This window comes from Cetobacterium sp. (assembly GCF_977044495.1).
The window spans coordinates 15,200-40,465 of the sequence record NZ_CDRRQU010000021.1 but is presented as its reverse complement, the minus strand read 5'-3'; the positions used below and the strand labels follow the sequence as shown (position 1 = coordinate 40,465).

Sequence of the window (25,266 nt, the reverse complement as noted above, 5' to 3'; positions counted from 1 at the left end):
ACTATGGGATTATTTGATTTCTTTAAAAAGAAAAAAGAGGATGAATGGTTCAATATCTATTCACCACTAAATGGGAAAGTTATTCCTCTAAGCGAAATACCAGATGATGCTTTTTCTCAAAAAATGATTGGAGATGGATGTGGAATCGATCCTATTGAGGGTGTAATTTGCTCACCAGTTGCCGGTGAAATCGACATTTTTGCCACTAACCATGCTGTTAGTTTTGAGGTTCCCAACGGACTTGAATTGATTGTTCATTTTGGAATTGACACAGTAAAATTAAATGGAGAAGGATTCACTAGAGTTGCTGAACCTGGATCGACTGTAGAGGTTAAAGACGAGCTTATTAAATACGATTTAGCTTATATTAAGGAACACGCTAAATCAACAAAAACTCCTGTTATAGTTGCTAACATGGACCAAGTTGAAGCACTTGAAGTAGTTGCTTCTGGAGATGTTAAAATAGGAGACCTTTTGATGAGAGTTAAAATCAAAAAGTAGTTTTTTAAGAAGGTGCCTCTTTGCTATTTTAGGAAAAGATGGTACCTTCTTTAATTAATATAAAAGGCATACACGGAAACTTAAGGAGGAAGAATGAAAGTACTAGATTTGGAATTAGTTACTAATGAAGTGGCTAGACTTTGTATTGAAGCTAATTACTTTATTGGTAATGATGTTTTAAACAAAATTAAAGAATGCCAAAAAACAGAAACTAGCGATTTGGGGAAAGTTATTTTAAGTCAAATTATTGAAAATGATGAAATTGCTGCAAAAGACAATGTTCCTATGTGTCAAGACACTGGTCTTGTTGTTGTTTTCTTAGAAATTGGAACTGAAGTTAAAATTAATGGTGACATCTATTCCGCTATTAATGCTGGAGTTGCTAAAGGATACAAGGATGGGTATTTAAGAAAATCTGTTATCAGACATCCTCTAGATAGAGTTAACACTCAAGACAACACTCCTGCAGTTATTCACACCAAACTTGTACCGGGATCTGATAAAGTCAAAATTATTGTAGCTCCAAAAGGTGGAGGTTCTGAAAATATGAGCACTTTAAAAATGTTCAAACCTGCAGACGGAGTAGAAGGAATAAAAAAATTTGTTGTCGATAGCATAAAAAATGCTGGTGGAAATCCATGTCCACCTATAGTTGTTGGAGTTGGAATCGGAGGAAACTTTGAAAGATGTGCTGAATTAGCTAAAGAAGCTCTTTTGAGAGAAATTGAAGATATCAATCCTGATCCCATTGCTGCAGCTTTAGAAGTTGAACTTCTAAAATTAATAAATGATACTAATGTAGGTCCTCAAGGACTTGGCGGGAAAACTACTGCTCTTGCTGTAAAAGTTGAAACGCAAGCCTGTCACTTTGCCTCTTTACCGGTTGCTGTCAATTTAAACTGCCATGCTGCTAGACATAAGGAGGTAACACTATGATTAGATTAACAACACCGTTAAAAGATGAAGATATTAAAAAATTAAAATCTGGAGATGCTGTCTCTATAACTGGTATTATCTACACTGCTAGAGACGCTGCACACGCTAGATTGGTTAAACTTTTAGAAGAGGGAAAAGAACTACCTTTTGATGTAAAAGGGCAAATTATCTATTATGCAGGTCCAACTCCTGCCAAGCCTGGACAGCCTATTGGAAGTTGTGGCCCCACTACTAGCTATAGAATGGATTCTTACTCTCCTGCTATTTTAGATCAAGGTTTAAAAGGTATGATTGGAAAAGGAGCAAGAGATCAAAAAGTTAAAGATTCTATCGTTAAGAATGAGGCTATATATTTTGCAGCCGTTGGTGGAGCGGCCGCTTTAATTGCTAAATCTGTAAAAAGTAGTGAGATTATTGCTTATGAAGATTTGGGAGCTGAAGCAATCAGAAAACTTGAAGTTGTTGATTTCCCAGCAATCGTAATTAACGATTGTGAAGGAAATGACCTATATGAAATAGCTAGAAATAGCTCAAAATAAATTCAGTTAAAGGGGTAATGTATTATGTCTACAGTTTTTGAAAAATCTTTGAAGTTGCATGAAACTCATTCAGGAAAAATTGAAGTTATATCAAAAGTTGCTGTTACAAATAAAGATGAATTAAGTTTAGCATATTCTCCGGGTGTTGCTGCTCCTTGTCTAGCAATAAAAGAAAATGTTGAAAATGTATATAAATACACATCTAAAGGAAATATGGTAGCTGTCGTTACCGACGGTTCTGCTGTACTAGGTTTAGGAAATATCGGTCCTGAGGCTGCTCTTCCCGTTATGGAAGGAAAAGCCATTCTTTTTAAACAATTTGCAGATGTTGATGCTTTTCCCATCTGTTTAGATACACAAGATACTGAGGAAATTATCAAAGCTGTTAAGCTGATTGCACCTGGATTTGGTGGTATAAATTTAGAAGATATTTCTGCCCCTAGATGTGTAGAGATTGAAACAAGACTAAAAAATGAACTTGATATCCCTGTGTTTCATGATGATCAACATGGTACAGCTATCGTTGTTGTCGCTGCTCTTATCAACTCGTTCAAATTGGTTAATAAATCTTTTGAAACTGCTAAATTTGTGGTTAGCGGAGCTGGTGCTGCTGGTAGTTCAATCATTAAACTTCTTATTAAAATGGGAGCAAAAGATATTGTTGTCAATGATATTGACGGTATTATAAATAAAGACGATAAAGCTAACTATAATTTCTTAAAATCAGAAATAGCTGATATTACAAACCCTAAAAATATTAAGGGCGGGCTTAAAGAAGCTGTTGCAGGAAGAGATGTTTTTATAGGAGTTTCCGCTGCTAACATCCTATCAATTGATATGGTTAAAACTATGAACAAAGATGCTATCGTTTTTGCTATGGCAAATCCTAATCCTGAAATTATGCCTGAGGACGCTATTGCGGGAGGAGCAAAAATTGTAGGTACTGGTAGATCTGACTACCCTAACCAAGTTAATAATGTTCTAGCTTTTCCTGGAATTTTTAGAGGGGCTCTTGATGCTAAAGCTAAAAAAATAACTGAAGAGATGAAAATTGCTGCAGCTATTGGAATTGCTAAGCTGATTCAGGATGATGAAATAACACCTGAATATGTTATTCCCAATGCCTTTGATCCAAGGGTAGCTACTGTTGTTGCTGAAGAAGTTAAAAGAATTGCCAAAGAACAAAATGTTACAAGATAATAAAAAGGTAGCTCTTTCGAGCTACCTTTTTATTCATCTCCATCACTCTCTGAATCGTTTTCTGATTTTTTTTCCTCTTTTATAACCAAAAGTTGATCAATTTTAAAATTATCTACATCTACTACTTCGAAACTATATCCACCAAACTCTATATGTGCTCCTTTTTTTGGAATACTTTTCAGCATATACATCATAAATCCTGCTATTGTTTCATAGCTATCCTCTTCTGGAAAAGCTTCTATCTCTAAAACCTTCTTTACATCCTCAGTTGCTGTAACTCCATCTATTAACCAAGAACCATCTCCTCTTTTTATTATATACTCCTCTTGCATTGGATAAACTACATCTCCCATTAAAGTTGATACAACATCATTTAAAGTTATTACTCCAACAACATGAGCATATTCATTTAATATTACAGCAAAATCTTCTCTAGCCTCATTAAACCTATCTAGCATCTCTGAAAGAGTCAGAGTATTAGGAATAATCAAAATATTCCTATTTGTTATTTCTTTTATATTCTGAAGACCACTCGATTCACCTTTTAAGATTCTAGGTAAGATATCTTTTGATCCCACATATCCATATATAGAATCTATATCACTTTCACAAACTAAAAATTTGGAATGTGGATATTCCGCTATCTTTTGTTTTATACTCTCCTCAGTCTCTTCTAAAGTAAAATATATTATCTCGTCCCTTGTTGTCATAGCTGACGATACCCATCTTTGCTCAAGTTCAAACACATTTTCAATTAAGTGATGCTCTTTAGTATGGACTACCCCAGCTTCCGCTCCTGCATCTACCAATGCAAAAATATCATCATGAGTTATTAGTTCATCTCTTGAATTTGGTGTATTAAAAATTTTAAAAACCAAATTGGCCACTCCACTAAATATAAAAACAATTGGTGTTAAAATATTTATTGTCAGAGTCATTGGTTTCACTAAAGCAAGGGCTATTCTTTCTGGATATACCATTGCCAATCTTTTTGGTATTAAATCGGCAAATTCAACAAAACAACCTGTTACAAATATAAACGATATTAAAAAAGCTACTGTTGGATTTTCTATATACTTAGCTATCAAAGGAGAAAGTACACCATCTCCAATTATACCAGCCAATATAGCTACAATGTTTAAACCTATCTGTACAGTCGTAAAAAAATTTCCCGGATTACTTTGAAGCTCTATTACTTTTTTTGCATTTTCGTTTCCTTCATCTACCAATAACTGTAATTTTATTTTTCTCGCTCCTGCTAAAGATATTTCAGCCATAGAAAAAAATGCACTTATCAAAATTAATAAAAGAATATACAATAATTTCTCTGCTATTCCCATACTACCTCTCCTTTAAATGTGGTCTCTGCTGCTCCTATCATAAATATTTCATCTCCCTGTAACTTTATTTTCAATATTCCACCTTCTGTTTCTACAGCTACCTCACTATCAACTAATCCCAACAAATTAGAAATATACACTCCAGAACATGATCCTGTTCCACACGCTAATGTTCTTCCAGCTCCTCTTTCCCACGTTTTTATCTTAATTCTATTTCTACTTAAAATTTGAATAAAATTTACATTTATATTTTTAGGAAATAGCCTATTCTTTTCAATTTCTGAGCCTAGACCGTCTATGTCAATACTTTCTAAATCATCACATATTATCACAGCATGAGGAACACCAATCAAAACTGCTGAAAAAATTATATCTTTTCCAGCTATATTTATTTTTTCATCTATCACTTGCTCTTTCTCTATTGATACTGGAATCTCTTTTGAGTTTAATCTCGCTTTGCCCATGGATATCATTATTGAGTCAACTTTACTTCTATTATCATTCACAGTTAAATACGCTGTTTTTACTCCATCTCCTGTCTCTATTGTTATTTCTTCTTTTTTTACAATTTCCTCTTCATAAACAAATTTTGAGAAGCATCTAATTCCATTTCCACACATTTCACCTTTTGAACCATCTGAATTGTAGTATACCATCTTTATGTCTGCAATTTGACTCTCCTCTGCAATCATTATACCATCTCCTCCGACTCCGTAACGTCTGTCACAAAGTTTTTTGGCTATCTTTGAATAATTTTCATATTTATTTTTTACTCCATCAAACAGTAAAAAATCATTACCAGCTCCTTGCATTTTATTAAATTTCAAAATTAATCACCTCATTAGTATAACTTTCTATTACATTATATTCTACCCTATCCTTTCATTTAACGCAACCCCTCTACTTTTGTTTGATTCCACTTTACTTTTTATAAGTTTTGTGTTAATATTCCCAAGTAATACAATATGTCATCAAGGAGATTTTTATGAACAGAAAAAGAGAAATAAAAAATCATGTTGAACTTCTCCAAAAAGGAAATAGAGGTCTATACGTTCTCTCGCTTCTCGTAGGTGCTATTACTGGAGTTATCGTATCCATTTATAGATATGGTTTGGGAATTGCCGGTAATCTAAGAGAGCACTATATCAGCAAAGAACTTCTTACAAATCCCTCCAAACTTCTTTTAATATGGGGAACTTTTATCGTTATAGGTCTTTTTGTAGATTATCTATCTAGAAAATTTCCTACAACAGGCGGAAGTGGTATCCCACAAGTTAAAGCCTTAATTTTAAGAAAATTAGATTATATTTTTTGGGTAAAAGAACTTTTAGTGAAATTCTTCGGTGGTCTGCTTGGTATTGGAGCTGGACTATCTCTAGGTCGAGAAGGACCCTCAGTACAACTGGGTTCATATATCGGGTATGGATTTACTAAAGTTTTTAAAAGAAACTATACCGACGAAAAATATCTTGTTACAGCTGGTTCGAGTGCCGGTTTAGCTGGAGCTTTTGGTGCACCACTAGCTGGAGTTATATTCAGTATGGAAGAACTTCATCGTTTTTTTTCTTCAAAACTTATCATCTGTACATTCTTAGCTAGTATCTGTTCAAATTTTGTTGCTAGAAGAATTTTTGGGATGAATCCAGCTTTTAGTCTAAATGTCAAATATCCTACAGATGTTAATCCATATTTTCAATTTTTATTTTTCATAATTTTTGGTATTGTTATAGCATTTTTGGGAAAACTCTTTACATTTTCTTTAATTAAAACACAAGATGTCTTTAAAGATATTAAACTTCCTAGAGCTATTAAAATCTCATCAGTCATGACACTATCATTCATTATATGCTTTATTATGCCTGACATAACTGGTGGCGGACATCATCTAGTTGAAGAACTTCCCTATCTTAAACAGACAATAGTATTCCTATTGTTAGTTTTTATTGTTAAACTATTATTTACAGCAATATCTTACGCTACTGGATTTCAAGGTGGTATATTTTTACCAATGCTTGTTTTAGGTGCTATTCTCGGAAAAATTTACGCATTGACTCTTATAGCAACTTTTGGTCTCCATAGTGATTTTGTGATACACTACATGATTTTAGGAATGGCTGGATTTTTTGTTGCTGTTGTTAGAGCTCCTATAACTGGAGTTATTCTAATTTTAGAGATGACTGGCAGTTTTGATCATCTTTTAGCAATTGCAACAGTTTCTATCGTAGCCTACTATATTACAGATCTCTTAAAACTGGAGCCCATTTATGATATTTTATATGATAGACTACCTAAAAAGAAAATTGAGGATGATTTGGAAGAGGAGCGTCATGAGCACCACGAAAAAACTTTAATTTGTATCCCTGTTTCTGCAGAGTCTGAATTTGATGAGAAGTTAGTAAAAGATATCACTTGGCCTAAAAATACTCTTGTTGTTGCTATTAGGAGAGGGGAAACTGAGTATATACCTAAAGGTAATAGTAAAATCCTCGCTGGAGATGTCTTAGTTTTATTACTTCCTAAAAAACAAGCTGACAAATTAAATGAAATTCTATTCAAAATGGGAACATCTCACTAATTTTTTAAGGAAATTATTGACATTTTTTTAAAATGATTATACTATTAAATGACACATGTATTTTATAGGAGGGTCTAGATGAATAGAATAGAGGGAAAAATTGCTTTAGTTACTGGAAGTGCTAGAGGAATTGGAAGAACTATAGTTGAAAAATTAGCTTCTGAAGGTGCTGAATTAGTTATATCTTGTGATATGGGCGACGCCACTTTCGAACAAGCTAATGTTAGACATGAAATCTTAAATGTAACTGATAGAGAGGCTATTAAAGAGCTCGTAAAAAAAATAAAAGATGAATTTGGAAGAATTGATATCCTTGTTAATAACGCTGGTATCACGAAAGATGCTCCATTTGTAAGAATGAGTGAAGAAGCTTGGGATGCTGTAATAAATGTTAATTTAAAAGGTGTGTTTAATATAACTCAAGCAGTTGCTCCTTTAATGACTAAAAATAAAAAAGGATCGATTATTACTATATCATCCGTTGTAGGTTTATATGGAAATATTGGTCAAGCTAATTATGCTGCTACTAAAGGTGGCGTTATTGCAATGACTAAAACTTGGGCTAAGGAATTATCTAGAAAGGGGGCTCAAGTTAGGGCCAATTGTATCGCACCTGGATTCATTTCTACTCCAATGACGGATGTTTTACCTGAAGATGTTATCAATGGAATGTTAGAGCGAACATCTTTAGGAAAATTGGGAATGCCTGAGGATATTGCTAATGCTGTATTATTTTTAGCAAGTGATGAATCTTCATACATCACTGGACAAACACTTGAGGTTAGTGGTGGACTAGCACTGTAACCAAAACGTATTATAGTAAAGGCAAGATTTTTGTTTCTTGCCTTTATTTTTTCTATTTTTCTACTTGTATTTTCATTCATTTGATGATATAATTGTAAATGTCACAAGTGTGGTGGTGGGAGCCTTATGGCGTATTAATATCGAATCGTGTCAGGTCTGGAAGGAAGCAGCACTAAGGTACTTAATACGGGTATAAGATTACTCTTACCATACCTTGTGGCTTTTTTATTTCCCATTGATTTTTCATCTAAATAAAAAAGGTTGAAGAAATAAGTTCTCCAACCTAATTTTCATTATTTTTTAATTCTCTCTACATATTCATTTGTTCTTGTATCAATTTTAATCCACTCATCTTGCTCAACGAATAGAGGTACTTGAATTTCAAATCCAGTGTTTATTTTAGCTGGTTTCATAACTTTTCCAGAAGTATCTCCTCTTAATCCAGGCTCAGTATAAGTTACTTGTCTTTCAACAAAAGTTGGTAACTCTACAGCAACTGGAGTTGATTCGTAGTAAACTACCTCTAATTCCATTGACTCTTCTAAATAATTTAGAGCGTCTCCTAAATCCTCATCTTTTAACTCAATTTGATCCCAAGTTTCAGGATTTGAGAATACGTAGAAATCTCCATCATTATATGAATAAACAGCCTTAACTTTATCAAGTCTGATATCATCCATTTTATCGTCTGCTTTATATATAGCATCAGATATATTTCCGTTTAATAAGTTTTTCATCTTATACTTCATTACGGCAGAGTTTCTTCCTGATTTGTTATACTCTGCTTTTAAAATTACGTAAGGATCGTTTCCAATCTTTACTGTACTTCCAGCTCTTAATTCTTGAGCAGTCTTCATAATTGAACCTCCTAATATTTTAAAATAAATTTGTTTAATTTATCTATAAGATTACATTTTAATTCAAGGTACTCTGAATAGTTTTGTGAAAGTTTCGATATATTTTCAAACTCTTTAAAAAAGTCATCAAATCTCTCCTTTCCCAACTCTAAAGAGTTACTATTCCTTAAATTATAATCTCTTAATAGCTTTGAATGAATATTTAACGCCCTACCTGACTCCAATTTCTCTAAAGTTTCATTATACCTTCTTATAAAGCCATCTACCTTATCCATATGTGCCATCTCATCTTGTAAATATATGTGCCAAATAAATGGTTTTCCAGTTAATAGAGCTCTTATGAAAGAATCTTCTCCTCTGACAAAATTGTAATCAGCTAAATTTATTAACTCTTCATATTCTTCCTGTTCCAAAAATGGCATAAATTTAATTAATATATTTTTGTATTTATAAATCCCATCTGCTAAAAATTGTATATTAAATTCTTCGATTAAACTTTTTATGCTAATCTGAGATTTTTCACCCAATATTAGTAAACAATTGTCTTTTCCATTCTTCAATAAAACATCCATTAAAGGACGAAAATTTTTTTCATAACTGAATATAGTTCCTATAAAATAACGTTTATCTATTTCAGGTATATATTTTTTCAAATAATACTCTTTATTTTCTAAGACACTTCTTTTTCTATTTAAAAATGAGCTGTCAACAATTACTCCACCAGTTTTATCTGTAAAACCCGGCATATAAAAAAATTTCTTTAACTTCTTTGCTCCAAGAGGCGATTCCATCAAATGTACTTCCTCTATCCAATCCTCCCCAGATAAATATTCTAAATTTATTAGAAGTGATGATTCAATCTTAGCCTTCTCTAAATACTCCTCTAAAACATTACATCCAAAGGCTTCTATTATAACATCTGCAGGAGAAAATGTACATATATTTTTGGTCAAATATTCATTTGTCATATAAATAATTCCATCGATCTCTTGATAATTTATATTTTTGGCTTTTTTGTTCATATTTGTAAATTCATCTACCCTATTTAAGATAACTCTTATATCGACGCAATCATTATAAAAAACTTTTAACTCTTTTGCAAGTCTATATACAACTCCAATGTCTCCAAAATTATCGATAATCTCACAAAATATATCCAAACTTTTTATAACCATTATTCCACCAAAATTCCTGTTCTTTTATAATACTGTTTTTTGGCAAACTTTACCCAATCAGGTCTCGCTATCATTGCTCTTCCTACCGCCACAAGATCTAACATTTCATTTTCTATCAAAATACTCGCTTGCTCCTCTGTTTTTATATTTCTCACTCCTATCACTGGAATATCAATGTGTTTTTTTATTTCTACTCCTAAATAGACTACCCAATCAAAAGGAAAATCTTCAGGAATATCTATCTTTATCTCTTGCTTTCTTTCTGGATTTGGAACCCCTGAAGATATATGTAATAAATCAATACCTATACTTTCTAGATATTTCGCTATTCTTATTCCATCTCTTAACTCGGGTTCATTTCCACCCATTCTATACCCCAATATAAAATCGTTATCAAATAGCTCTTTTGTCCTCAATACAAGTTCCTTTGTAAAATACATTCTATTTTCAAAACTTCCTCCATATTTATCTTCCCTAGTATTCCATACTTTAGAATTCAATTGTGATATTAAATATGTGTGTGCCCCGTGTATTTCAATACCATCAAATTCTGCTTTCTTAGCTCTTTTAAAGGCTTCTACAAATTGATTTAAAATTTTATCCAAAATTTCTTCCGAAACTTTTGTAATTTTCTCTTTAAATCCAGCATGATGAATTTGAATTAGCATTGGAACGCTATATTTTTTACCAATACTTGCTATCTTTGATAGTCCTTCAATAAAAGAATCATCCCATATTCCTATTTGATTATCTCTTAATTTCCCATCCTCAGCAACACAACTGGCTTCAACAATAATCAACCCTACTCCGCCTTCTGCTACCTCTTCATACCATTCTAAAAGCTCCTCAGTTACATACCCATCTTTTCCTACCATAGAAAATCTAACCAGTGGAGGTAAAACAACTCTATTTTTTAACCTTTTATTTTTTATATTCAAAGGAGTAAATAAATTCACTCTTTTTCCTCTCTTTCTTATACAAATTTTATAAAATATTCTAACATAATTTTAAAAAAAAAGAAAATATATTATGTTTCCTATTCTTAAAAATCGTGATATAATATTTAAGATATGTGTTTAAAATTTGAATTTATATTATAAATATTTAGGAGGAGTTTTTTAGATGATAGCAACTAGTAATCTAAGTATGAGATTTTCTGGTAGAAAGCTTTTCGAGGATGTAAACGTTAAATTTACTCCTGGAAACTGTTATGGACTTATCGGAGCTAATGGTGCTGGAAAATCAACATTTGTAAAAATACTTTCAGGAGATTTAGATCCTACTGAAGGAGAAGTAATTTTTGATAAAAATAAAAGAATGGCTGTTCTTAAGCAAGATCACTTTGCTCACGAGGAAGATTCAGTTATAAATGTTGTTTTAATGGGACATACAAAGCTTTGGAAAATTATTGAAGAAAGAAATGAAATTTACGCAAAAAGTGAATTCTCCGACGAGGATGGTATGAGAGCTGCTGAACTTGAAGGTGAATTTGCTGAACTGAATGGATGGGAAGCTGAAACTGAAGCTGAAATGCTTTTAACTGGTCTTGGAATAACTGCTGACCTACACTACAAATTAATGAGAGAGTTAAGTGAACCTGAAAAAGTTAAAGTTTTGCTAGCTCAAGCTCTATTTGGAAATCCTGATGTCTTATTACTTGACGAACCTACAAATGGACTTGATATTCAAGCTATATCTTGGCTTGAAGATTTTCTAATGAATTTAGAAGACACAACTGTTATTGTTATATCACACGATAGACACTTTTTGAATAAAGTTTGTACCCACATCGCTGATATTGACTATGGAAAAGTTAAAATGTATGTTGGTAACTATGACTTCTGGTATGAATCCAATCAACTTATGCAAACACTGATAAATAATAAAAATAAAAAATTAGAACAAAAAAGACAAGAGCTTCAAGAGTTTATCGCTAGATTCAGTGCCAATGCATCCAAGTCAAAACAAGCGACTTCTAGAAAGAAACAACTTGAGAAATTACAACTTGAAGATATGCAAATATCCAATAGAAAATATCCATTTGTTGAATTTAAACCTGAAAGAGAAGCTGGGAATAACCTTCTTAAAGTTGAAAATCTTACAAAAGTTGTGGATGGGGTTAAGATTCTAGATAACGTATCATTTACAATAAATACTAATGATAAAGTTGTATTTATCTCTCAAAATGATATTGTAAAAACAACATTATTCTCTATACTAGCTGGTGAAATGGAAGCAGATAGTGGTACTTATACATGGGGTGTAACAACTTCTCAAGCTTATATGCCAAAAGATAACTCAGCTTTCTTTGAAAACTGTGATCTAGATTTAATTGATTGGTTAAGACAATACTCTCCTGATCAACATGATGCTTTTGTTAGAGGATTCCTAGGAAGAATGTTATTCTCTGGGGAAGAAGCTACTAAAAAAGCTAAAGTTCTTTCTGGAGGAGAAAAAGTTAGATGTATGTTATCAAGAATGATGCTTACTAATGCAAATGTTTTAATCTTTGATAATCCGACTGACCACTTAGATCTTGAATCAATCACGTCTCTTAATAAGGCTCTAACTAACTTTAAAGGAACTATTTTATTTGGAGCTCACGACCATGAGTTTATTCAAACAATAGCTAATAGAATTATTGAAATAACACCAAGTGGACTTATTGATAAGTTGATGGAATATGATGACTATATTGCTGACGAAGAGTTACAAGCTAAGATAAAAGATATGTACAATGTCTAATCAATAAAAATGAAAAAGCAGAGGTCTTCCTCTGCTTTTATTTCAATTAAGGAGGATTTTATGTTAGAACTTTTTCTTACTTTTTTTAGAATTGGAATGTTTACCTTTGGAGGAGGTTATGCTATGATTCCACTTATAGAAAGAGAGATAATCTATAATAAAAAGTGGATTGACAAAGATGAACTTCTTGAAATAATCTCTATTTCACAAATGACTCCAGGTCCTATTGCTATAAATGCCGCTACTTTTATTGGAAAAAAACGTATGGGCATTTTAGGATCAATCGCTGCCACTTTAGGAGTTATTTCTCCATCTCTTTTAGTTATAATTTTAATTTCAATATTTTTTGCTAAGAGCTTTTTAAATCCTGTAATGCAAAAATTATTTATTGGTCTTAGAGCTGGTATTGCAGCCTTCATTCTATCCTCTGTTATCAAACTCTCTAAAAATACTTTAGTTGATAAATTGAGTTATTCTATCTTTTTTATCTCTCTTTTAAGTTTAATTTTATTCAATGTATCACCTATATTCTTAATTTTATTTTTTGGAATTGGATGTATTATATTTTTTACTATCAAGGAGGAAAAATGATATACTTCACACTTTTTTATGAATTTTTCAAAATTGGACTTTTCTCTTTTGGAGGTGGATTAGCCATGCTTCCTCTTATGCAAGATGTGGTCTTTAGAAAAAATTGGCTAACAGATCAACAATTTTTGGATATTATTACTATATCTCAAGTTACTCCTGGACCAATTGCCATCAATACCGCAACTTTTGTTGGTCATCAAGTTGCTGGAATTCCGGGAGCTCTTATTGCCACATTTAGTTCGGCTCTACCATCTTTTATAGTCATTTTAATCGTTGCCAGTATTTTTTATAAAATAAAAAATAACTCTAAAAAAGACCTATTTTTTAGAGGTGTTAAACCTGTTACTCTAGCGCTTATAGCATTTGCTGGGATAATTGTCGCAAAACCAACTTTTTTTGTAAGTAATAATTCCCAAACTCTAAAAGCTACTCTTATTTTCCTTATTGTTTTTTTAGGAACAAAGTATGCTCCTAAAATCAATCCTATACTTATTCTATTATCAACATCTTTAGCTGGTATTTTTCTTTTTTAAATATCTTCATTATCTTAGGAGGGGGTCATGTTTTTTATTTACTTTATAACTGCTATATGTGCAACCACTCTGGGTTCTTTAGCTGGACTAGGAGGAGGAGTCATAATAAAACCTATTCTTGATGCTCTAGGTGATTATAATCTCAGTACTGTTGGAGTTTTATCCTCTATTACAGTTTTTTCTATGGCATTTATAGCCACTATTAAGCAATTTAAGTCAGGCTTTAAAATTAATCTTAGCATAGTAACTTTAGCTATTGGTTCTATTCTAGGAGGGGGAATTGGAAAAAAAGCTTTCGATATTTTTTTAACTCTCTTTGATAATGAAAGCTATGGAAAAGGAATTCAAGCTATAATCCTAACAATACTTTTAGTTCTGGTTCTTTTAAAAAATTCTCTTCCAAAATATAAAATTATAAATATTTCTGTTGTATTTTTAGTTGGACTCCTTCTTGGAGGCATTGCATCTTTCCTTGGAATTGGAGGTGGACCAATCAATGTCGCGATTTTAGTCACACTTTTTGCTTTTTCCACTAAAAATGCTGCCATCAGCTCTATATTTATAATTTTATTATCTCAATTTTCAAAATTATTTTTAATCTATATTGATAGTGGATTTTCTAACTACAACTTACAAATGCTACCTGTTATGGTTATCGGTGGTATTCTGGGAGGATTCATTGGAGCTAAACTCAATCATTATTTATCGAATGAATACATTGAAAAAATTTTCAACATCTCCATTGTTTGTATAATATTAATCAATATGTTCAATATTTACAAAGCTTTTAACTAATGTATAACAAACAAGATAAACCCTACTTATAAACTCTATCCTGTTTGTTATATCTGTTTTCTCCCTTCTTCATTTTAAAGTTGATAATTCTACTCTTTTAACTTTCATGGAATATCCTAAAATTCCCCAAGGGTCTATAGAACCCTTTAGACTCAGTGTGTTACTATCTATTTCTTTAGCTGAACCATAATATTTTTTTCCATTCCATGAATCATATATCCAACCATCTACTAAAGAGGTTTCTTGCTTATTTAACTTCAATCCTCCCACAACCTGTAACCCCATAACTTTTCTATTTCTTAAACTTGAATCAGGATTTTTCCTATCTATCTGCTCAATCCCTTCCATAGGATCACCTTCTGGATAAACTAAATCTTTCAGCCACCTTACATACCCTACATACTCTTGGTTCACCTTTTTAATCTCTATTACTACTTTTCCATCTGACATCTCCCAATATCCAATATACGGATCTTTAGAAAAAAGTTGACAAACTATGACTAAAAATAAAATTACAAAGTATTTCTTCATCTTTTCCTCCTTAATCTAAAATCGAGACATATTCTTTCAAACCTCTCAATTCAAAAAGTTTTTTCAAAACTTTTTTAGCTTCTTTTTTATCGATTGGAAACTCGTTATCTTCTAAGATTTTAAACCCATTATACGCATTTTCTGATACTTTTTTTAAATATTCTTCTTTGACAATTTCCTCATCTTTTTTATTATAAAGTAAAGTTGATTTTAAAAGATTTACTTTCCCACTTCTCTCATCCTCCTCTATATCAAAGAAGTCATCTAAAGCTTGTAAAGCCATCCCTATTTCAAATATTCCACTGGAATACTCTTTCAACTTTATACTATCTTCAATCACTAAAGGGGCCTCTAAACTTATTTTTAATAACTCTCCACCTATTCCAGTATGAATTTTTTCTAAAATATACTTTTCTATCGGGTATTCTGAATACTGAGATTTATCTCTTAAACTTTCACTCACTGCAATTAGATATATTTTATCGAATATTTTCTTTACAGCCGTATCTTTTCCTTCATTCAATTCTATGCACTCTTTTGTTAAAAAATTTTGACAAATCAACATTAATAAACTATTTGAAACTATATTATTGTTTAAATTTTTTATAAATATTAAACCTTTATTTTCGCTGTCTATAATATTATCTGTAGATGTTACTATTTGTCTTAGATATATCACTATTTTAGCATAACTGATAATATGTTTTTTTGAAACTCTGCTTTCTAGAAGAATCGCTATTATTAATAATGTAAAGAAATTTTTTTTGAACGATTCTTTAAAATTTGTATTTTTAAAGTCTGTTTCTAACTCATTTATAAATTTGAAATCTTTCAAATCACTTTCAATATCATTTTGGGCTTTCACTAAAATTTTAAAAGCATTCAACAATAATTTACCAAGCAAAATATGATTTTTCATATTTCCCTCCCATGTATTTAATATTTTACTTCCTTACTACTCTACTACTTTTCCTTCATATTTTTCTTTTATTTTTAACTAAAAAATGGAGTTAAAAAACTCCACCTTTCTCATTAAATATTATATAATTCTTTCATTCTTTCTATTCTAGCTAAAGTTCTATCTCTACCTATGATGGAAACCAAGTTATATAGATCTGCTCCCTTCGGAAGTCCAGTAAGTACAGCTCTCAAAGGCATATATACTTTTCCCGGTCCCTCTCCAACTTCATCTAAAGTTTCTTTTAACAGTTCTTTAGCTCTATCGATAGAAATATTTTCATCACAAGCTGCTATTTTCTCTTGAAATAAGTTTATCGATTTTTTTCCAGCTTCATCTTGAATAACTGTATAAAGTCTTTCAATTCCCTTTATCTCTTTTTTATCTGTCTCTTCAGTTACAACTGGTAGAGTGTACTCATCTTTAAAATAAACCTCTGATTGCTCTACAATCTCCTTTAATGTTTGTGACCCTTCTCTTAGTATGTCAACTATTCTAGATAGCGTATCAAACTCTTTCTCTGTTAATTCTTCACCAATTAAACCAGCATTTCTAAAGAATGGAACAGCTAATTCCGTCAGTTCTCTTAGATTTTTCATTCTCATATGTTGATTATTTACCCAACCTAATTTAACTAAATCAAATACAGGTCCTCCTAAAGATACTTTATCTATATCAAAATTATCTTTAAACTCTTGAAGTGTAAATATCTCTTTATTTTCTCCGAATGAATACCCCATTAATCCTAAAAAGTTTACAATTCCCTCTTTTAAATATCCCTCTTCCCTATACCAGTTTAATGATACTGGGTTTTTTCTCTTAGATATTTTTGTTCTATCAGAATTTCTAAGAAGTGGCATATGAATAAATTCTGGCTCTTGCCATCCAAAAGCCTTATACAATTGAATATGTTTTGGTGTAGACGCAATCCATTCCTCAGCTCTAATTACATGAGTTATATTCATCAAATAATCATCTACAACATTTGCTAAATGATAAGTTGGGAATCCATCACCTTTTAATAAAACTTGATCATCTATTTTGTTATTTTCAAAAACAATGTCTCCTCTTAATCTATCTTTTATTATCGTTTCTCCCTCGTAAGGCATTTTAAGTCTGATTACATATTCTTCACCAGCCGCTAATTTTTCTTCAATTTCCTCTTTAGACAGAGATCTACAATGTCCATCATACCCAGGAGCTTTTCCCATAGCTTTTTGTCTTTCTCTTAACTTTTCTAATCTATCTTGAGTACAGAAACAGTAATACGCTTCACCTTTTTCAACTAATTTATGTGCATATTCTCCGTATAGATGGAATCTCTCCGACTGTCTATAAGGTCCTACTGGTCCTCCAACATCTGGTCCCTCTGCATAATCTAATCCTAACCATTTTAAAGCATCAAATATCATCTGCTCTGAACCTTCTGTGTATCTATTCTGGTCAGTATCCTCTATTCTTAGTATAAAGTCTCCACCATTTTTATAAGCAAAAGCTAAGTTGAATAACGCAATGTAAGCTGTTCCTACATGTGGATCTCCTGTTGGAGAAGGCGCAATTCTTGTTCTTACTCTTCTTTCCATTATAATCTCTCCCTTTCTTGTAATTTGTACCCCATATTATAATCTATATAAATAATAATTTCAAGGTTACTTACTAGTTTTTATTTTTCGACCATCTTAGATATCCATTTACAAAATCATCAATATCTCCATCCATAACAGCTCTAATATTTCCCGACTCTACTCCAGTTCTGTGGTCCTTTACCATTGTATAAGGTTGAAATACATATGATCTGATTTGATTTCCCCAACCTATATCACTCTGTTCACCTTGAATTTTTTTTAATTCTTCCTCTTTTTTCTTCATTTCAAGCTCTAAAAGCTTCGATTTCAAAAGTTTCATTGCTGTTTCTCTGTTGCTTAACTGCGATCTTTCTCTTTGACAAGTTACAACTACTCCCGTTGGAATATGAGTTATTCTAACCGCTGAGTCAGTCATATTTACGTGCTGACCCCCAGCTCCTGAAGCTCTGTACGTATCAATTCTTAAATCCCCTGAATCTATTGTTATTTCAACCGCATCATCAACTTCTGGCATTATATCAACAGATGCAAATGAGGTATGTCTCTTTTTATTGGCATCAAAAGGGGATATTCTTACAAGTCTATGAACTCCTTTTTCACCTTTTAAATACCCATATGCTCTCGCTCCTTCAACTAAAAGGGTAATTGATTTTATTCCTACGGAATCTCCTGCCATATAGTCCATCTCTGTCACTTTAAACCCTCTAGCATTAAACCATCTCATATACATTCTATAAAGCATATCAGCCCAATCACAGGCCTCTGTTCCTCCAGCCCCTGAGTGGATTGTAACTATGGCATTATTTCCATCATACTCCCCATCTAAAAGCATTTTAGTGTCAAAGTTATCAATCATATGGGTAAGTTTATTATGTTTTTCCTCTAACTCAGCAACGAAATCATCTTCTCCCATAGAAACAAAATCTATCAAAACTTCCTCATCAAAAAACATATTCTCTATAGATTCAAACTCTTTTACAATATCTTTTTCTTCATTCATCTCTTTTATTATTTTCCCACTAGTTAGTTTATCATTCCAAAATCCATCCTCTAGTGTTTTTTTCTCTAAAATAGTAATTTTTTCTCTTCTACCATCTAAGTCAAAGAGACCCCCTTATAGCATCTATTTGATTTTTAAACTGGTTATATTCTCTTTTTAGCTCTAAAATATCCATTAAAAACTCCTCCTAATATTTACTTTAAATTTGACAATAACTTTTCTAATTCCTCTAGTGTTTCATATGAGTAATACTCCTCATTAATTTTTAAAACACTCCCTTTTCCACATCTTCCTAAGCAGTGTCTCTCCTCTATTGGAAAATCAACTTCTACTTTTAATTTTGCTAACTTTTCTTTCAATCCAGATTGAATACAATTTCTTCCTGTACAAATTTGAACATAATTTTTAGTTCTTGCCTTTTGTAGCTTGGGATAAAATTTTATTGTACTTTCTAACGAAAATGGAAAAATATCCATTTTTTTAGCTATATAGTTTAAAGTTTCATCTGGCAAGTATCCTAACTCATCTACAATAAAAGATAAAACCTTATAATCATTTTTTTTATCTTCTAAATTTTCTATATAATTATCTAACTCTTGATAAAACTTCTTCATTTTCACTCTCTTTCCATTATTACTGCAATAGCTGTTGCATATTCTTTACAATGAGATATCGATATCTCTACTATAATCTCATCATTTTTTTCATCTAAATTCCCCTTTAAAATTACCTCAGGCTTTCCTAAAGCATTATTTAAAATCTCTATATCTATAAGATTGAATCCTCTCACTCCAGTTCCTAAAGCTTTAGATATAGCTTCTTTAGCCGAAAATCTTCCGGCATAACTTTCTGTTTTATTCCCTTTTGCCTGTATTTGAGCTATCTCCTTTGCTGTAAAAACTCTCTCTTTAAAACCCTTTTTTTCGATAGCTTTTGATATTCTTTCTATTTCTACAATATCATTTCCTATTCCTACAAATTTCATAGCCATATTTTAACCTATTCTATACAATTTTTTAGCATTTTCTGTGGTTATTTTTGCAACATCTTCAACAGTAATCTCTTTTATTTCAGCTATTTTTTTTGCTATATATTCAACATAGATAGGCTCATTTCTTTTTCCTCTAAAAGGCTCTGGAGTTAAATATGGACAGTCCGTTTCAATAACTATTCTATCCAATGGAATAGTTTTTACAACCTCAACTATCTTTTTACTATTTTTAAAAGTTAAAGTTCCTCCAATTCCCAAGTAAAATCTATCAACTAACTGCTTTGCTGTCTCTAAAGATCCTGGATAACAATGAATAACTCCAGTTACATTTGGGTACTCTTTTAAGATATTAACAGTATCTTCCATAGCATCTCTTGTATGAATAACAACTGGTTTATTTAATCTTTTTGCAAGTTCCAGTTGTCTCCTAAACCTCTCTTGTTGAATCTCTTTGGGCTCTGTCATCCAATGATAGTCCAGTCCTATTTCACCAATAGCTACAACTTTTGAATCTTTTGCTAATAGCTCCAACTCTTTTTCAATCTCTTCATCATACTCGGCTATATCAATTGGATGAACTCCTATTACAGCATATATGAAATCATACTTTTTAGCCAACTCCAAACTTTTTTTAGAGCTAGTTAAATCATACCCTATATTTACACAAAACTCCAAATTTCCTTTTATTCTATCTATCACATCTAATCTATCTTCATCAAATTTTTCATTGTCTAAGTGACAATGTGTATCTACTAATCTCATACATTCACCTCTTTTGATTTTTCAAAAAACTTTTAAATATATTTTATCATAATAACAGTATATTTTCCAGATTCTGCTATATTCTATTTCATATTTATGTTTTTTTATAAGAAAAGTAAAGATTTTGTTGTTCTATTTTCAAAAAAATGATAAAATAATTAATAGACTTATAAAGAAAAAGGAGAGTATTTTACATGGAACCAATTTTAATTTTTGGACACAAAAATCCGGATACAGATTCAATCTGTTCAGCTATTTCATTGGCTAAACTAAAAGAATTGAAGGGGGAATCTGCCCAAGCTTGTAGATTAGGAAACATCAGTAAGGAAACTGAATTTGTTCTAAAAAGCTTTAATATAGATGCACCAAAACTACTTTCAACAGTAAGTGCTCAAATATCAGATTTAACTCGTATTGAGAAAAAAACTATTAACCATAAAGATTCATTAAAAAAGGCTTTAGAAATAATGACAGAAGAAAATTTTTCTAGTTTACCTGTTGTAAATAGCAAAAATCATTTAAGAGGAATGATTCATGTTTCAGATATTGCTAATGCCTACTTAAATATTGACTATTCTGAATTATTTTCAAAGTATTACACAACTTATGAAAATTTAAAAGATGTTTTAGAAGGAGAGGTTATTAGTGGCGAGTATCCTTGCGGGAAGATAGAAGCTACTTTAAAAGGTGTAAGTGAATATAGAAACATCACTGCTGGGGATATTGTTATTACTACAACGCTTCTTGACTCTATAGATGATTTAATTGACTTAGGAGTTAATATGATTATTCTTTGCTGTGATAAAGATGATGTGATTCTACCTAGAAATTCTAAAACACCTATTTTAAGAGTTAATAAGTCCCTATTTAAAGCGATACCACTGATTTCACAATCAGTATCAATATTGTCAATTATGAGCCATGAAAAATTCTATTCATTCTCTACTGATGACTACTTAGTTGATATTAAAGATATTATGAAAGAATCTACACAAACAAATTTCCCAGTTGTCGACAAGAATGGTGAGGTTTACGGAACTATAAGAACTAAAAATTTGATTAATTTCACTAGAAAAAAAGTTGTTTTAGTTGATCATAACGAAGCTACTCAATCAGTTGCAGGTTTAAAAGATGCCAAGATAGTTCAAGTTGTTGATCATCATAAGTTTGGCAACTTTGAAACAAATGAACCTGTTAAAATAAATGCTGAAACTGTTGGATGTACTTGTACAATTATCTATGGTTTATATAAAGAAGCTGGTGTTGTACCACCAAAAGAGATTGCTGGTTTGATGATGAGTGCTATCTTATCTGACACACTTTTATTCAAATCTCCTACTTGTACAGAAAAAGATATCCAAGCTGTAAAAGAATTAGCTGTTATATCTGGTATAGAAAATTACGAAGCTTTTGGTATGGATATGCTTATAGCTGGTACATCTCTTTCAGACAAAACTCCTGAAGAGATTTTAACTATGGATCAAAAAGAATTTTCTATGAATGGCATAAAATTAGTTATTTCTCAGGTTAATACTGTTGATGTTAAAGGGGTATTAAATCAGCAACCATCCCTTGAAAAAGCGATGGCTGAGACAAATACAAAAAATGATTATCATTTATCTGTGCTAGTTATTACAGATATTGTTAAAGCTGGATCTATGCTACTTGTTGTTGGAGATTCAACTCTTGTTGAAAGAGGATTCCGTACTACTTTAACTAATAATACTGCATGGGTTGATGGTGTTGTATCTAGAAAGAAACAAGTTGTTCCTTTCTTAATGGCTGCTTCTCAAGGAGTGTGATTTTAAATGTTTCTACCTACTACAATGGAAGAAGTTAAAAAATTAGGATGGAACTCTTTAGATGTAATTCTTGTATCTGGTGACATCTATTTGGACACTTCGTATAATGGTACTGCTATTATTGGCAAATGGTTAGTTAAGCATGGATTTAAAGTAGGAATAATTGCTCAACCTGATATAAATTCTGATAAAGATATAACTAGATTAGGAGCGCCCAATTTATATTGGGCAGTTTCTGCTGGTTGCGTGGACTCCATGGTTGCTAACTATACAGCTGTAAAAAAAAGAAGAAAAAACGATGATTTTACTCCAGGTGGAATTAATAATAAAAGACCTGATCGAGCAACTATTCAATATACAAATTTAATTCGTCGTTTCTTTAAAAATAGTTCTGTTCCCATTGTATTAGGAGGAATAGAGGCTAGTCTTCGAAGAGTTGTTCATTATGATTACTGGAGTAACTCTTTAAGACGCCCAATTATTTTTGATGCTAAAGCTGATATTCTCTCATATGGAATGGGTGAGAAGTCTATGCTTGAGTTGGCTATAGCAATCAAAAATAATACAGATTGGAAAAATATTAAAGGTATAGGTTATATCTCTAAAGAACCTAAAAACGGCTATATAGCTCTTCCTAGTTATGAAGAGTGTATTGAAAAAAAAGAAAACTTCATAAAAGCATTTGAACTTTTTTACCACAACTGCGATCCCATAACAGCTAAAGGAATTTATCAAAAAAACGCCGATAGGTATTTTATTCAAAATCCACCTTGTGAAAATTTCACTTCTCAAGAGATGGATGATATCTATGGTCTTGACTTTGAAAGAGATGTTCATCCGTATTACAAAAAAGATGGACATGTTAAAGCTTTGGACACTATAAAATACTCTGTTACTACACATAGAGGGTGTTACGGAGAATGCAATTTCTGTGCTATTGCTGTCCATCAAGGAAGAACAGTTATTTCCAGAAGTGAAAACTCTATAATTAAAGAAGTTACAAATATAACTAATTCAAAAGGATTTAAGGGTAATATATCTGATGTTGGAGGCCCTACAGCTAATATGTACGCTCTCGAGTGTACCAAAAAATTGAATCACGGAGCTTGTTCGCATAAAAGGTGCCTCTATCCCAAAACTTGTCCAGCTTTGAAGCTGGATCATGCTAAACAGATTTCTCTTTTAAAAAAACTGAAATCAATAGACAAAATTAAAAAAATATTTATTGCATCTGGAATTAGATATGATATGATTTTAGATGATAGTAAATCTGGTGATAAATATCTTGAAGAGCTTATCAAAGACCATATTTCAGGGCAGATGAAAATTGCTCCTGAGCACACAGAGGATAAAATTCTTTCTCTTATGGGAAAACAGGGAAAAAGCATTCTAAAAGAGTTTAAAAATCGTTTTTATGAACTAAACAAAAAATATGATAAAAAACAATTTTTAACTTATTACTTAATTGCTGCTCACCCGGGGTGTAACGAAAAAGATATGTTAGATTTAAAAAGATTCGCATCCTCTGAACTAAAAATAAGTCCAGAGCAGGTACAAATTTTTACTCCTACTCCATCAACTTATTCTACACTTATGTACTATACTGAGATTAATCCACTTAACAATAAAAAAATATTTGTTGAGAAGGATAACGTTAAAAAACAAAAACAAAAAGATATTATCACTCAAACAAATAAACCTAGGAGGTATTAAAATTGAAACCTATTGTTGCAATCGTTGGAAGACCAAATGTTGGAAAATCGACACTATTTAATAAACTGGTTGGAGATAGAGTAGCTATCGTTGATGACCAACCGGGAGTTACAAGAGATAGACTGTACAGAGAAACTGAGTGGGCTGGAAAAGAGTTTGTTCTAGTTGACACTGGAGGACTAGAGCCTAGAAACAATGATTTTATGATGACTAAAATAAAACAACAAGCTGAGGTTGCTATGAATGAAGCTGATGTTATCTTATTTGTTGTAGATGGAAAAAATGGTTTAAATCCTTTGGATGAAGAGGTTGCTTATCTTTTAAGAAAAAAGAAAAAACCAGTCATTTTATGTGTCAATAAAATTGATAACTTTCAAGCTCAACAAGATGATGTTTATGATTTTTGGGGATTGGGATTTGAACACTTAATTCCAATTTCAGGGGAGCACAAAGTTAACCTTGGAGATATGCTAGATTTAGTAGTTGATATTATTGATCAAACAGTTGAAGAGTATGAGGAAGAAGAGGGACTTAAATTGGCTATCATAGGTAGACCTAACGCTGGAAAATCATCTCTTGTCAATAGATTATCTGGAGAGGAAAGAACTATTGTGAGTGATATAGCTGGTACAACTAGAGATGCTATTGATACAGCTATAGAATATGATGGTAACAGATATATTCTTATAGATACTGCTGGTATCAGAAGAAAATCCAAAGTTGAAGAAAGTTTAGAATACTATTCTGTTTTAAGAGCTATTAAAACCATAAAAAGAGCTGACGTGTGTATTTGGATGATTGATGGTAGCGAAGGGCTAACTGAACAAGACAAAAGAATTGCTGGTATTGCTTACGAAGAAAAAAAGCCAATCATCATTGTTATTAATAAATGGGATACTATTCCAGATAAGAAAAATGACACAATGAAAAAAATGAGAGAAGAACTTTATGCTGAGTTACCATTCTTATCCTATGCACCGATTGAATTTGTATCAGCTTTAACAGGTCAAAGAACAACTAAACTATTGGAGCATGCAGAAGCTGTATTTGCCGAGTATAATAAGAGAATTTCAACTGGACTATTAAATACTGTTATCAGTGATGCTATTATCATGAATAATCCACCTACGAGAAAAGGTAGAGTTGTAAAAATAAATTATGCTACACAAATCTCTACTGCACCTCCTAGATTTGTTCTTTTCTGTAATTATCCTGAACTGGTTCACTTTTCATATGGTAGATATATTGAAAATAAATTGAGAGAGTCTTTTGGATTTGAAGGTACTCCTATTGATGTTATTTTTGAGCATAAAAATAGTTAAGGATTTTATG

General features: G+C 31.7%; 25 protein-coding genes and 1 other RNA gene. 14 read left to right on the top strand and 12 right to left on the bottom strand.

From position 1 onward, the window contains the following. The first annotated feature begins 3 nt into the window (after positions 1 to 3). From ACWI69_RS06840 to ACWI69_RS06825, 4 genes are all read left to right on the top strand, one after another. A complete protein-coding gene (locus ACWI69_RS06840) occupies positions 4 to 501 on the top strand; it encodes a PTS sugar transporter subunit IIA (protein ID WP_448821091.1) in 498 nt (165 codons plus the stop codon). Between the two features lie 93 nt (positions 502 to 594). Next, positions 595 to 1,437 carry a fumarate hydratase gene (locus tag ACWI69_RS06835; RefSeq protein ID WP_448821088.1) on the top strand — a complete coding sequence of 281 codons (843 nt, stop codon included), beginning with the start codon at positions 595 to 597 and terminating at the stop codon, positions 1,435 to 1,437. After that, positions 1,434 to 1,976 (top strand): Fe-S-containing hydro-lyase, encoded by a 543-nt coding sequence (locus ACWI69_RS06830; RefSeq protein ID WP_448821087.1) that lies wholly within the window; start codon positions 1,434 to 1,436, stop codon positions 1,974 to 1,976. The genes ACWI69_RS06835 and ACWI69_RS06830 overlap by 4 nt, the downstream gene beginning before the upstream one ends. 24 nt (positions 1,977 to 2,000) lie before the next feature. Continuing rightward, complete coding sequence (locus tag ACWI69_RS06825) at positions 2,001 to 3,176, top strand: NAD(P)-dependent malic enzyme (RefSeq protein WP_448821086.1); 1,176 nt, start codon at positions 2,001 to 2,003, stop codon at positions 3,174 to 3,176. A gap of 29 nt (positions 3,177 to 3,205) precedes the next feature. Here the strand turns inward: ACWI69_RS06825 and ACWI69_RS06820 are convergent, their stop codons facing one another. Both ACWI69_RS06820 and dapF read right to left on the bottom strand, forming a co-directional pair. Further along, a complete protein-coding gene (locus ACWI69_RS06820) occupies positions 3,206 to 4,516 on the bottom strand; it encodes a hemolysin family protein (protein ID WP_448821085.1) in 1,311 nt (436 codons plus the stop codon). Beyond that, positions 4,507 to 5,343, bottom strand: a complete 837-nt coding sequence (dapF, locus tag ACWI69_RS06815; protein WP_448821084.1) for a diaminopimelate epimerase — start codon at positions 5,341 to 5,343, stop codon at positions 4,507 to 4,509. The genes ACWI69_RS06820 and dapF overlap by 10 nt, the downstream gene beginning before the upstream one ends. A 158-nt stretch (positions 5,344 to 5,501) precedes the next feature. Between dapF and ACWI69_RS06810 the strand changes: the two genes are divergently transcribed. The 3 genes from ACWI69_RS06810 to ffs all read left to right on the top strand — a co-directional run bounded on the left by ACWI69_RS06810 (position 5,502) and on the right by ffs (position 8,108). Continuing rightward, entirely contained in the window at positions 5,502 to 7,091 is a 1,590-nt protein-coding gene (locus ACWI69_RS06810; RefSeq protein ID WP_448821083.1) for a chloride channel protein, read from the top strand. Positions 7,092 to 7,169: 78 nt separating this feature from the next. Continuing rightward, positions 7,170 to 7,895, top strand: a complete 726-nt coding sequence (fabG, locus tag ACWI69_RS06805; protein WP_448821082.1) for a 3-oxoacyl-[acyl-carrier-protein] reductase — start codon at positions 7,170 to 7,172, stop codon at positions 7,893 to 7,895. A 113-nt stretch (positions 7,896 to 8,008) separates the two neighbouring features. Further along, an RNA gene (gene ffs / locus ACWI69_RS06800) (signal recognition particle sRNA small type) lies at positions 8,009 to 8,108 on the top strand. 80 nt (positions 8,109 to 8,188) lie between these two features. On the opposite strand, the gene efp is transcribed toward ffs, so the two are convergent. From efp to ACWI69_RS06785, 3 genes are read right to left on the bottom strand one after another with little or no spacing between them, the layout of a single operon-like run. Further along, positions 8,189 to 8,752 carry an elongation factor P gene (gene efp / locus ACWI69_RS06795; protein ID WP_448821081.1) on the bottom strand — a complete coding sequence of 188 codons (564 nt, stop codon included), beginning with the start codon at positions 8,750 to 8,752 and terminating at the stop codon, positions 8,189 to 8,191. Positions 8,753 to 8,763: 11 nt separating this feature from the next. Continuing rightward, on the bottom strand, positions 8,764 to 9,927 hold the full coding sequence (gene earP, locus ACWI69_RS06790; RefSeq protein WP_448821080.1) for an elongation factor P maturation arginine rhamnosyltransferase EarP: 1,164 nt from the start codon (positions 9,925 to 9,927) through the stop codon (positions 8,764 to 8,766). Then, positions 9,927 to 10,883, bottom strand: coding sequence for an NADH:flavin oxidoreductase (locus ACWI69_RS06785; protein WP_448821079.1), 957 nt, complete (start codon positions 10,881 to 10,883; stop codon positions 9,927 to 9,929). Before ACWI69_RS06785 ends, earP begins: the two co-directional genes overlap by 1 nt. A gap of 166 nt (positions 10,884 to 11,049) precedes the next feature. Here ACWI69_RS06785 and ACWI69_RS06780 point away from each other — a divergent pair, with 166 nt between their 5' ends. The 4 genes from ACWI69_RS06780 to ACWI69_RS06765 are packed head-to-tail and all read left to right on the top strand — an operon-like array spanning position 11,050 to position 14,591. Then, on the top strand, positions 11,050 to 12,672 hold the full coding sequence (locus ACWI69_RS06780; protein ID WP_448821078.1) for an ABC-F family ATP-binding cassette domain-containing protein: 1,623 nt from the start codon (positions 11,050 to 11,052) through the stop codon (positions 12,670 to 12,672). 60 nt (positions 12,673 to 12,732) lie between these two features. Continuing rightward, complete coding sequence (locus ACWI69_RS06775) at positions 12,733 to 13,263, top strand: chromate transporter (RefSeq protein ID WP_448821077.1); 531 nt, start codon at positions 12,733 to 12,735, stop codon at positions 13,261 to 13,263. Continuing rightward, complete coding sequence (locus ACWI69_RS06770; protein WP_448821076.1) at positions 13,260 to 13,796, top strand: chromate transporter; 537 nt, start codon at positions 13,260 to 13,262, stop codon at positions 13,794 to 13,796. The genes ACWI69_RS06775 and ACWI69_RS06770 overlap by 4 nt, the downstream gene beginning before the upstream one ends. Before the next feature lie 27 nt (positions 13,797 to 13,823). After that, positions 13,824 to 14,591, top strand: a complete 768-nt coding sequence (locus ACWI69_RS06765) for a TSUP family transporter (protein WP_448821075.1) — start codon at positions 13,824 to 13,826, stop codon at positions 14,589 to 14,591. A gap of 69 nt (positions 14,592 to 14,660) precedes the next feature. Here the strand turns inward: ACWI69_RS06765 and ACWI69_RS06760 are convergent, their stop codons facing one another. From ACWI69_RS06760 to ACWI69_RS06730, 7 genes are all read right to left on the bottom strand, one after another. Then, positions 14,661 to 15,122: a DUF2147 domain-containing protein gene (locus tag ACWI69_RS06760; protein WP_448821074.1), complete on the bottom strand. Its 462-nt coding sequence runs from the start codon at positions 15,120 to 15,122 to the stop codon at positions 14,661 to 14,663. A 10-nt stretch (positions 15,123 to 15,132) separates the two neighbouring features. Continuing rightward, a complete protein-coding gene (locus ACWI69_RS06755) occupies positions 15,133 to 16,041 on the bottom strand; it encodes a hypothetical protein (RefSeq protein ID WP_448821073.1) in 909 nt (302 codons plus the stop codon). A 113-nt stretch (positions 16,042 to 16,154) separates the two neighbouring features. Beyond that, positions 16,155 to 17,663, bottom strand: coding sequence for a glutamate--tRNA ligase (gene gltX, locus ACWI69_RS06750; RefSeq protein WP_448821072.1), 1,509 nt, complete (start codon positions 17,661 to 17,663; stop codon positions 16,155 to 16,157). Between the two features lie 73 nt (positions 17,664 to 17,736). Beyond that, a protein-coding gene (gene prfB, locus ACWI69_RS06745; protein WP_448821071.1) for a peptide chain release factor 2 occupies positions 17,737 to 18,841 on the bottom strand; the annotation gives its coding sequence in 2 pieces (ribosomal slippage) (positions 17,737 to 18,768 and positions 18,770 to 18,841; 1,104 coding nt in all). 19 nt (positions 18,842 to 18,860) lie between these two features. Continuing rightward, complete coding sequence (locus ACWI69_RS06740; RefSeq protein WP_448821070.1) at positions 18,861 to 19,280, bottom strand: NAD(P)H-dependent oxidoreductase subunit E; 420 nt, start codon at positions 19,278 to 19,280, stop codon at positions 18,861 to 18,863. 2 nt (positions 19,281 to 19,282) lie between these two features. Beyond that, positions 19,283 to 19,651: a holo-ACP synthase gene (gene acpS / locus ACWI69_RS06735; RefSeq protein ID WP_448821090.1), complete on the bottom strand. Its 369-nt coding sequence runs from the start codon at positions 19,649 to 19,651 to the stop codon at positions 19,283 to 19,285. Positions 19,652 to 19,660: 9 nt separating this feature from the next. Further along, entirely contained in the window at positions 19,661 to 20,419 is a 759-nt protein-coding gene (locus ACWI69_RS06730) for a TatD family hydrolase (RefSeq protein WP_448821069.1), read from the bottom strand. Between the two features lie 194 nt (positions 20,420 to 20,613). Here ACWI69_RS06730 and ACWI69_RS06725 point away from each other — a divergent pair, with 194 nt between their 5' ends. From ACWI69_RS06725 to der, 3 genes are read left to right on the top strand one after another with little or no spacing between them, the layout of a single operon-like run. Further along, positions 20,614 to 22,221, top strand: coding sequence for a putative manganese-dependent inorganic diphosphatase (locus ACWI69_RS06725; RefSeq protein WP_448821068.1), 1,608 nt, complete (start codon positions 20,614 to 20,616; stop codon positions 22,219 to 22,221). A 6-nt stretch (positions 22,222 to 22,227) separates the two neighbouring features. Then, positions 22,228 to 23,934: a YgiQ family radical SAM protein gene (locus ACWI69_RS06720; RefSeq protein WP_448821067.1), complete on the top strand. Its 1,707-nt coding sequence runs from the start codon at positions 22,228 to 22,230 to the stop codon at positions 23,932 to 23,934. Between the two features lie 2 nt (positions 23,935 to 23,936). Continuing rightward, positions 23,937 to 25,256, top strand: coding sequence for a ribosome biogenesis GTPase Der (der, locus tag ACWI69_RS06715; protein WP_448821066.1), 1,320 nt, complete (start codon positions 23,937 to 23,939; stop codon positions 25,254 to 25,256). Positions 25,257 to 25,266: the final 10 nt, after the last annotated feature.

Excerpts from the sequence above, each read along its gene's own strand:
- ACWI69_RS06840 (WP_448821091.1), top strand. The coding sequence starts at position 4 with ATGGGATTATTTGATTTCTTTAAAAAGAAAAAAGAGGATGAATGGTTC.
- ACWI69_RS06835 (WP_448821088.1), top strand. The coding sequence starts at position 595 with ATGAAAGTACTAGATTTGGAATTAGTTACTAATGAAGTGGCTAGACTT.
- ACWI69_RS06830 (WP_448821087.1), top strand. The coding sequence starts at position 1,434 with ATGATTAGATTAACAACACCGTTAAAAGATGAAGATATTAAAAAATTA.
- ACWI69_RS06825 (WP_448821086.1), top strand. The coding sequence starts at position 2,001 with ATGTCTACAGTTTTTGAAAAATCTTTGAAGTTGCATGAAACTCATTCA.
- ACWI69_RS06820 (WP_448821085.1), bottom strand. The coding sequence starts at position 4,516 with ATGGGAATAGCAGAGAAATTATTGTATATTCTTTTATTAATTTTGATA.
- ACWI69_RS06810 (WP_448821083.1), top strand. The coding sequence starts at position 5,502 with ATGAACAGAAAAAGAGAAATAAAAAATCATGTTGAACTTCTCCAAAAA.
- fabG (WP_448821082.1), top strand. The coding sequence starts at position 7,170 with ATGAATAGAATAGAGGGAAAAATTGCTTTAGTTACTGGAAGTGCTAGA.
- efp (WP_448821081.1), bottom strand. The coding sequence starts at position 8,752 with ATGAAGACTGCTCAAGAATTAAGAGCTGGAAGTACAGTAAAGATTGGA.
- earP (WP_448821080.1), bottom strand. The coding sequence starts at position 9,927 with ATGGTTATAAAAAGTTTGGATATATTTTGTGAGATTATCGATAATTTT.
- ACWI69_RS06780 (WP_448821078.1), top strand. The coding sequence starts at position 11,050 with ATGATAGCAACTAGTAATCTAAGTATGAGATTTTCTGGTAGAAAGCTT.
- ACWI69_RS06775 (WP_448821077.1), top strand. The coding sequence starts at position 12,733 with ATGTTAGAACTTTTTCTTACTTTTTTTAGAATTGGAATGTTTACCTTT.
- ACWI69_RS06770 (WP_448821076.1), top strand. The coding sequence starts at position 13,260 with ATGATATACTTCACACTTTTTTATGAATTTTTCAAAATTGGACTTTTC.
- ACWI69_RS06765 (WP_448821075.1), top strand. The coding sequence starts at position 13,824 with ATGTTTTTTATTTACTTTATAACTGCTATATGTGCAACCACTCTGGGT.
- ACWI69_RS06760 (WP_448821074.1), bottom strand. The coding sequence starts at position 15,122 with ATGAAGAAATACTTTGTAATTTTATTTTTAGTCATAGTTTGTCAACTT.
- ACWI69_RS06755 (WP_448821073.1), bottom strand. The coding sequence starts at position 16,041 with ATGAAAAATCATATTTTGCTTGGTAAATTATTGTTGAATGCTTTTAAA.
- gltX (WP_448821072.1), bottom strand. The coding sequence starts at position 17,663 with ATGGAAAGAAGAGTAAGAACAAGAATTGCGCCTTCTCCAACAGGAGAT.
- ACWI69_RS06740 (WP_448821070.1), bottom strand. The coding sequence starts at position 19,280 with ATGAAGAAGTTTTATCAAGAGTTAGATAATTATATAGAAAATTTAGAA.
- acpS (WP_448821090.1), bottom strand. The coding sequence starts at position 19,651 with ATGAAATTTGTAGGAATAGGAAATGATATTGTAGAAATAGAAAGAATA.
- ACWI69_RS06730 (WP_448821069.1), bottom strand. The coding sequence starts at position 20,419 with ATGAGATTAGTAGATACACATTGTCACTTAGACAATGAAAAATTTGAT.
- ACWI69_RS06725 (WP_448821068.1), top strand. The coding sequence starts at position 20,614 with ATGGAACCAATTTTAATTTTTGGACACAAAAATCCGGATACAGATTCA.
- ACWI69_RS06720 (WP_448821067.1), top strand. The coding sequence starts at position 22,228 with ATGTTTCTACCTACTACAATGGAAGAAGTTAAAAAATTAGGATGGAAC.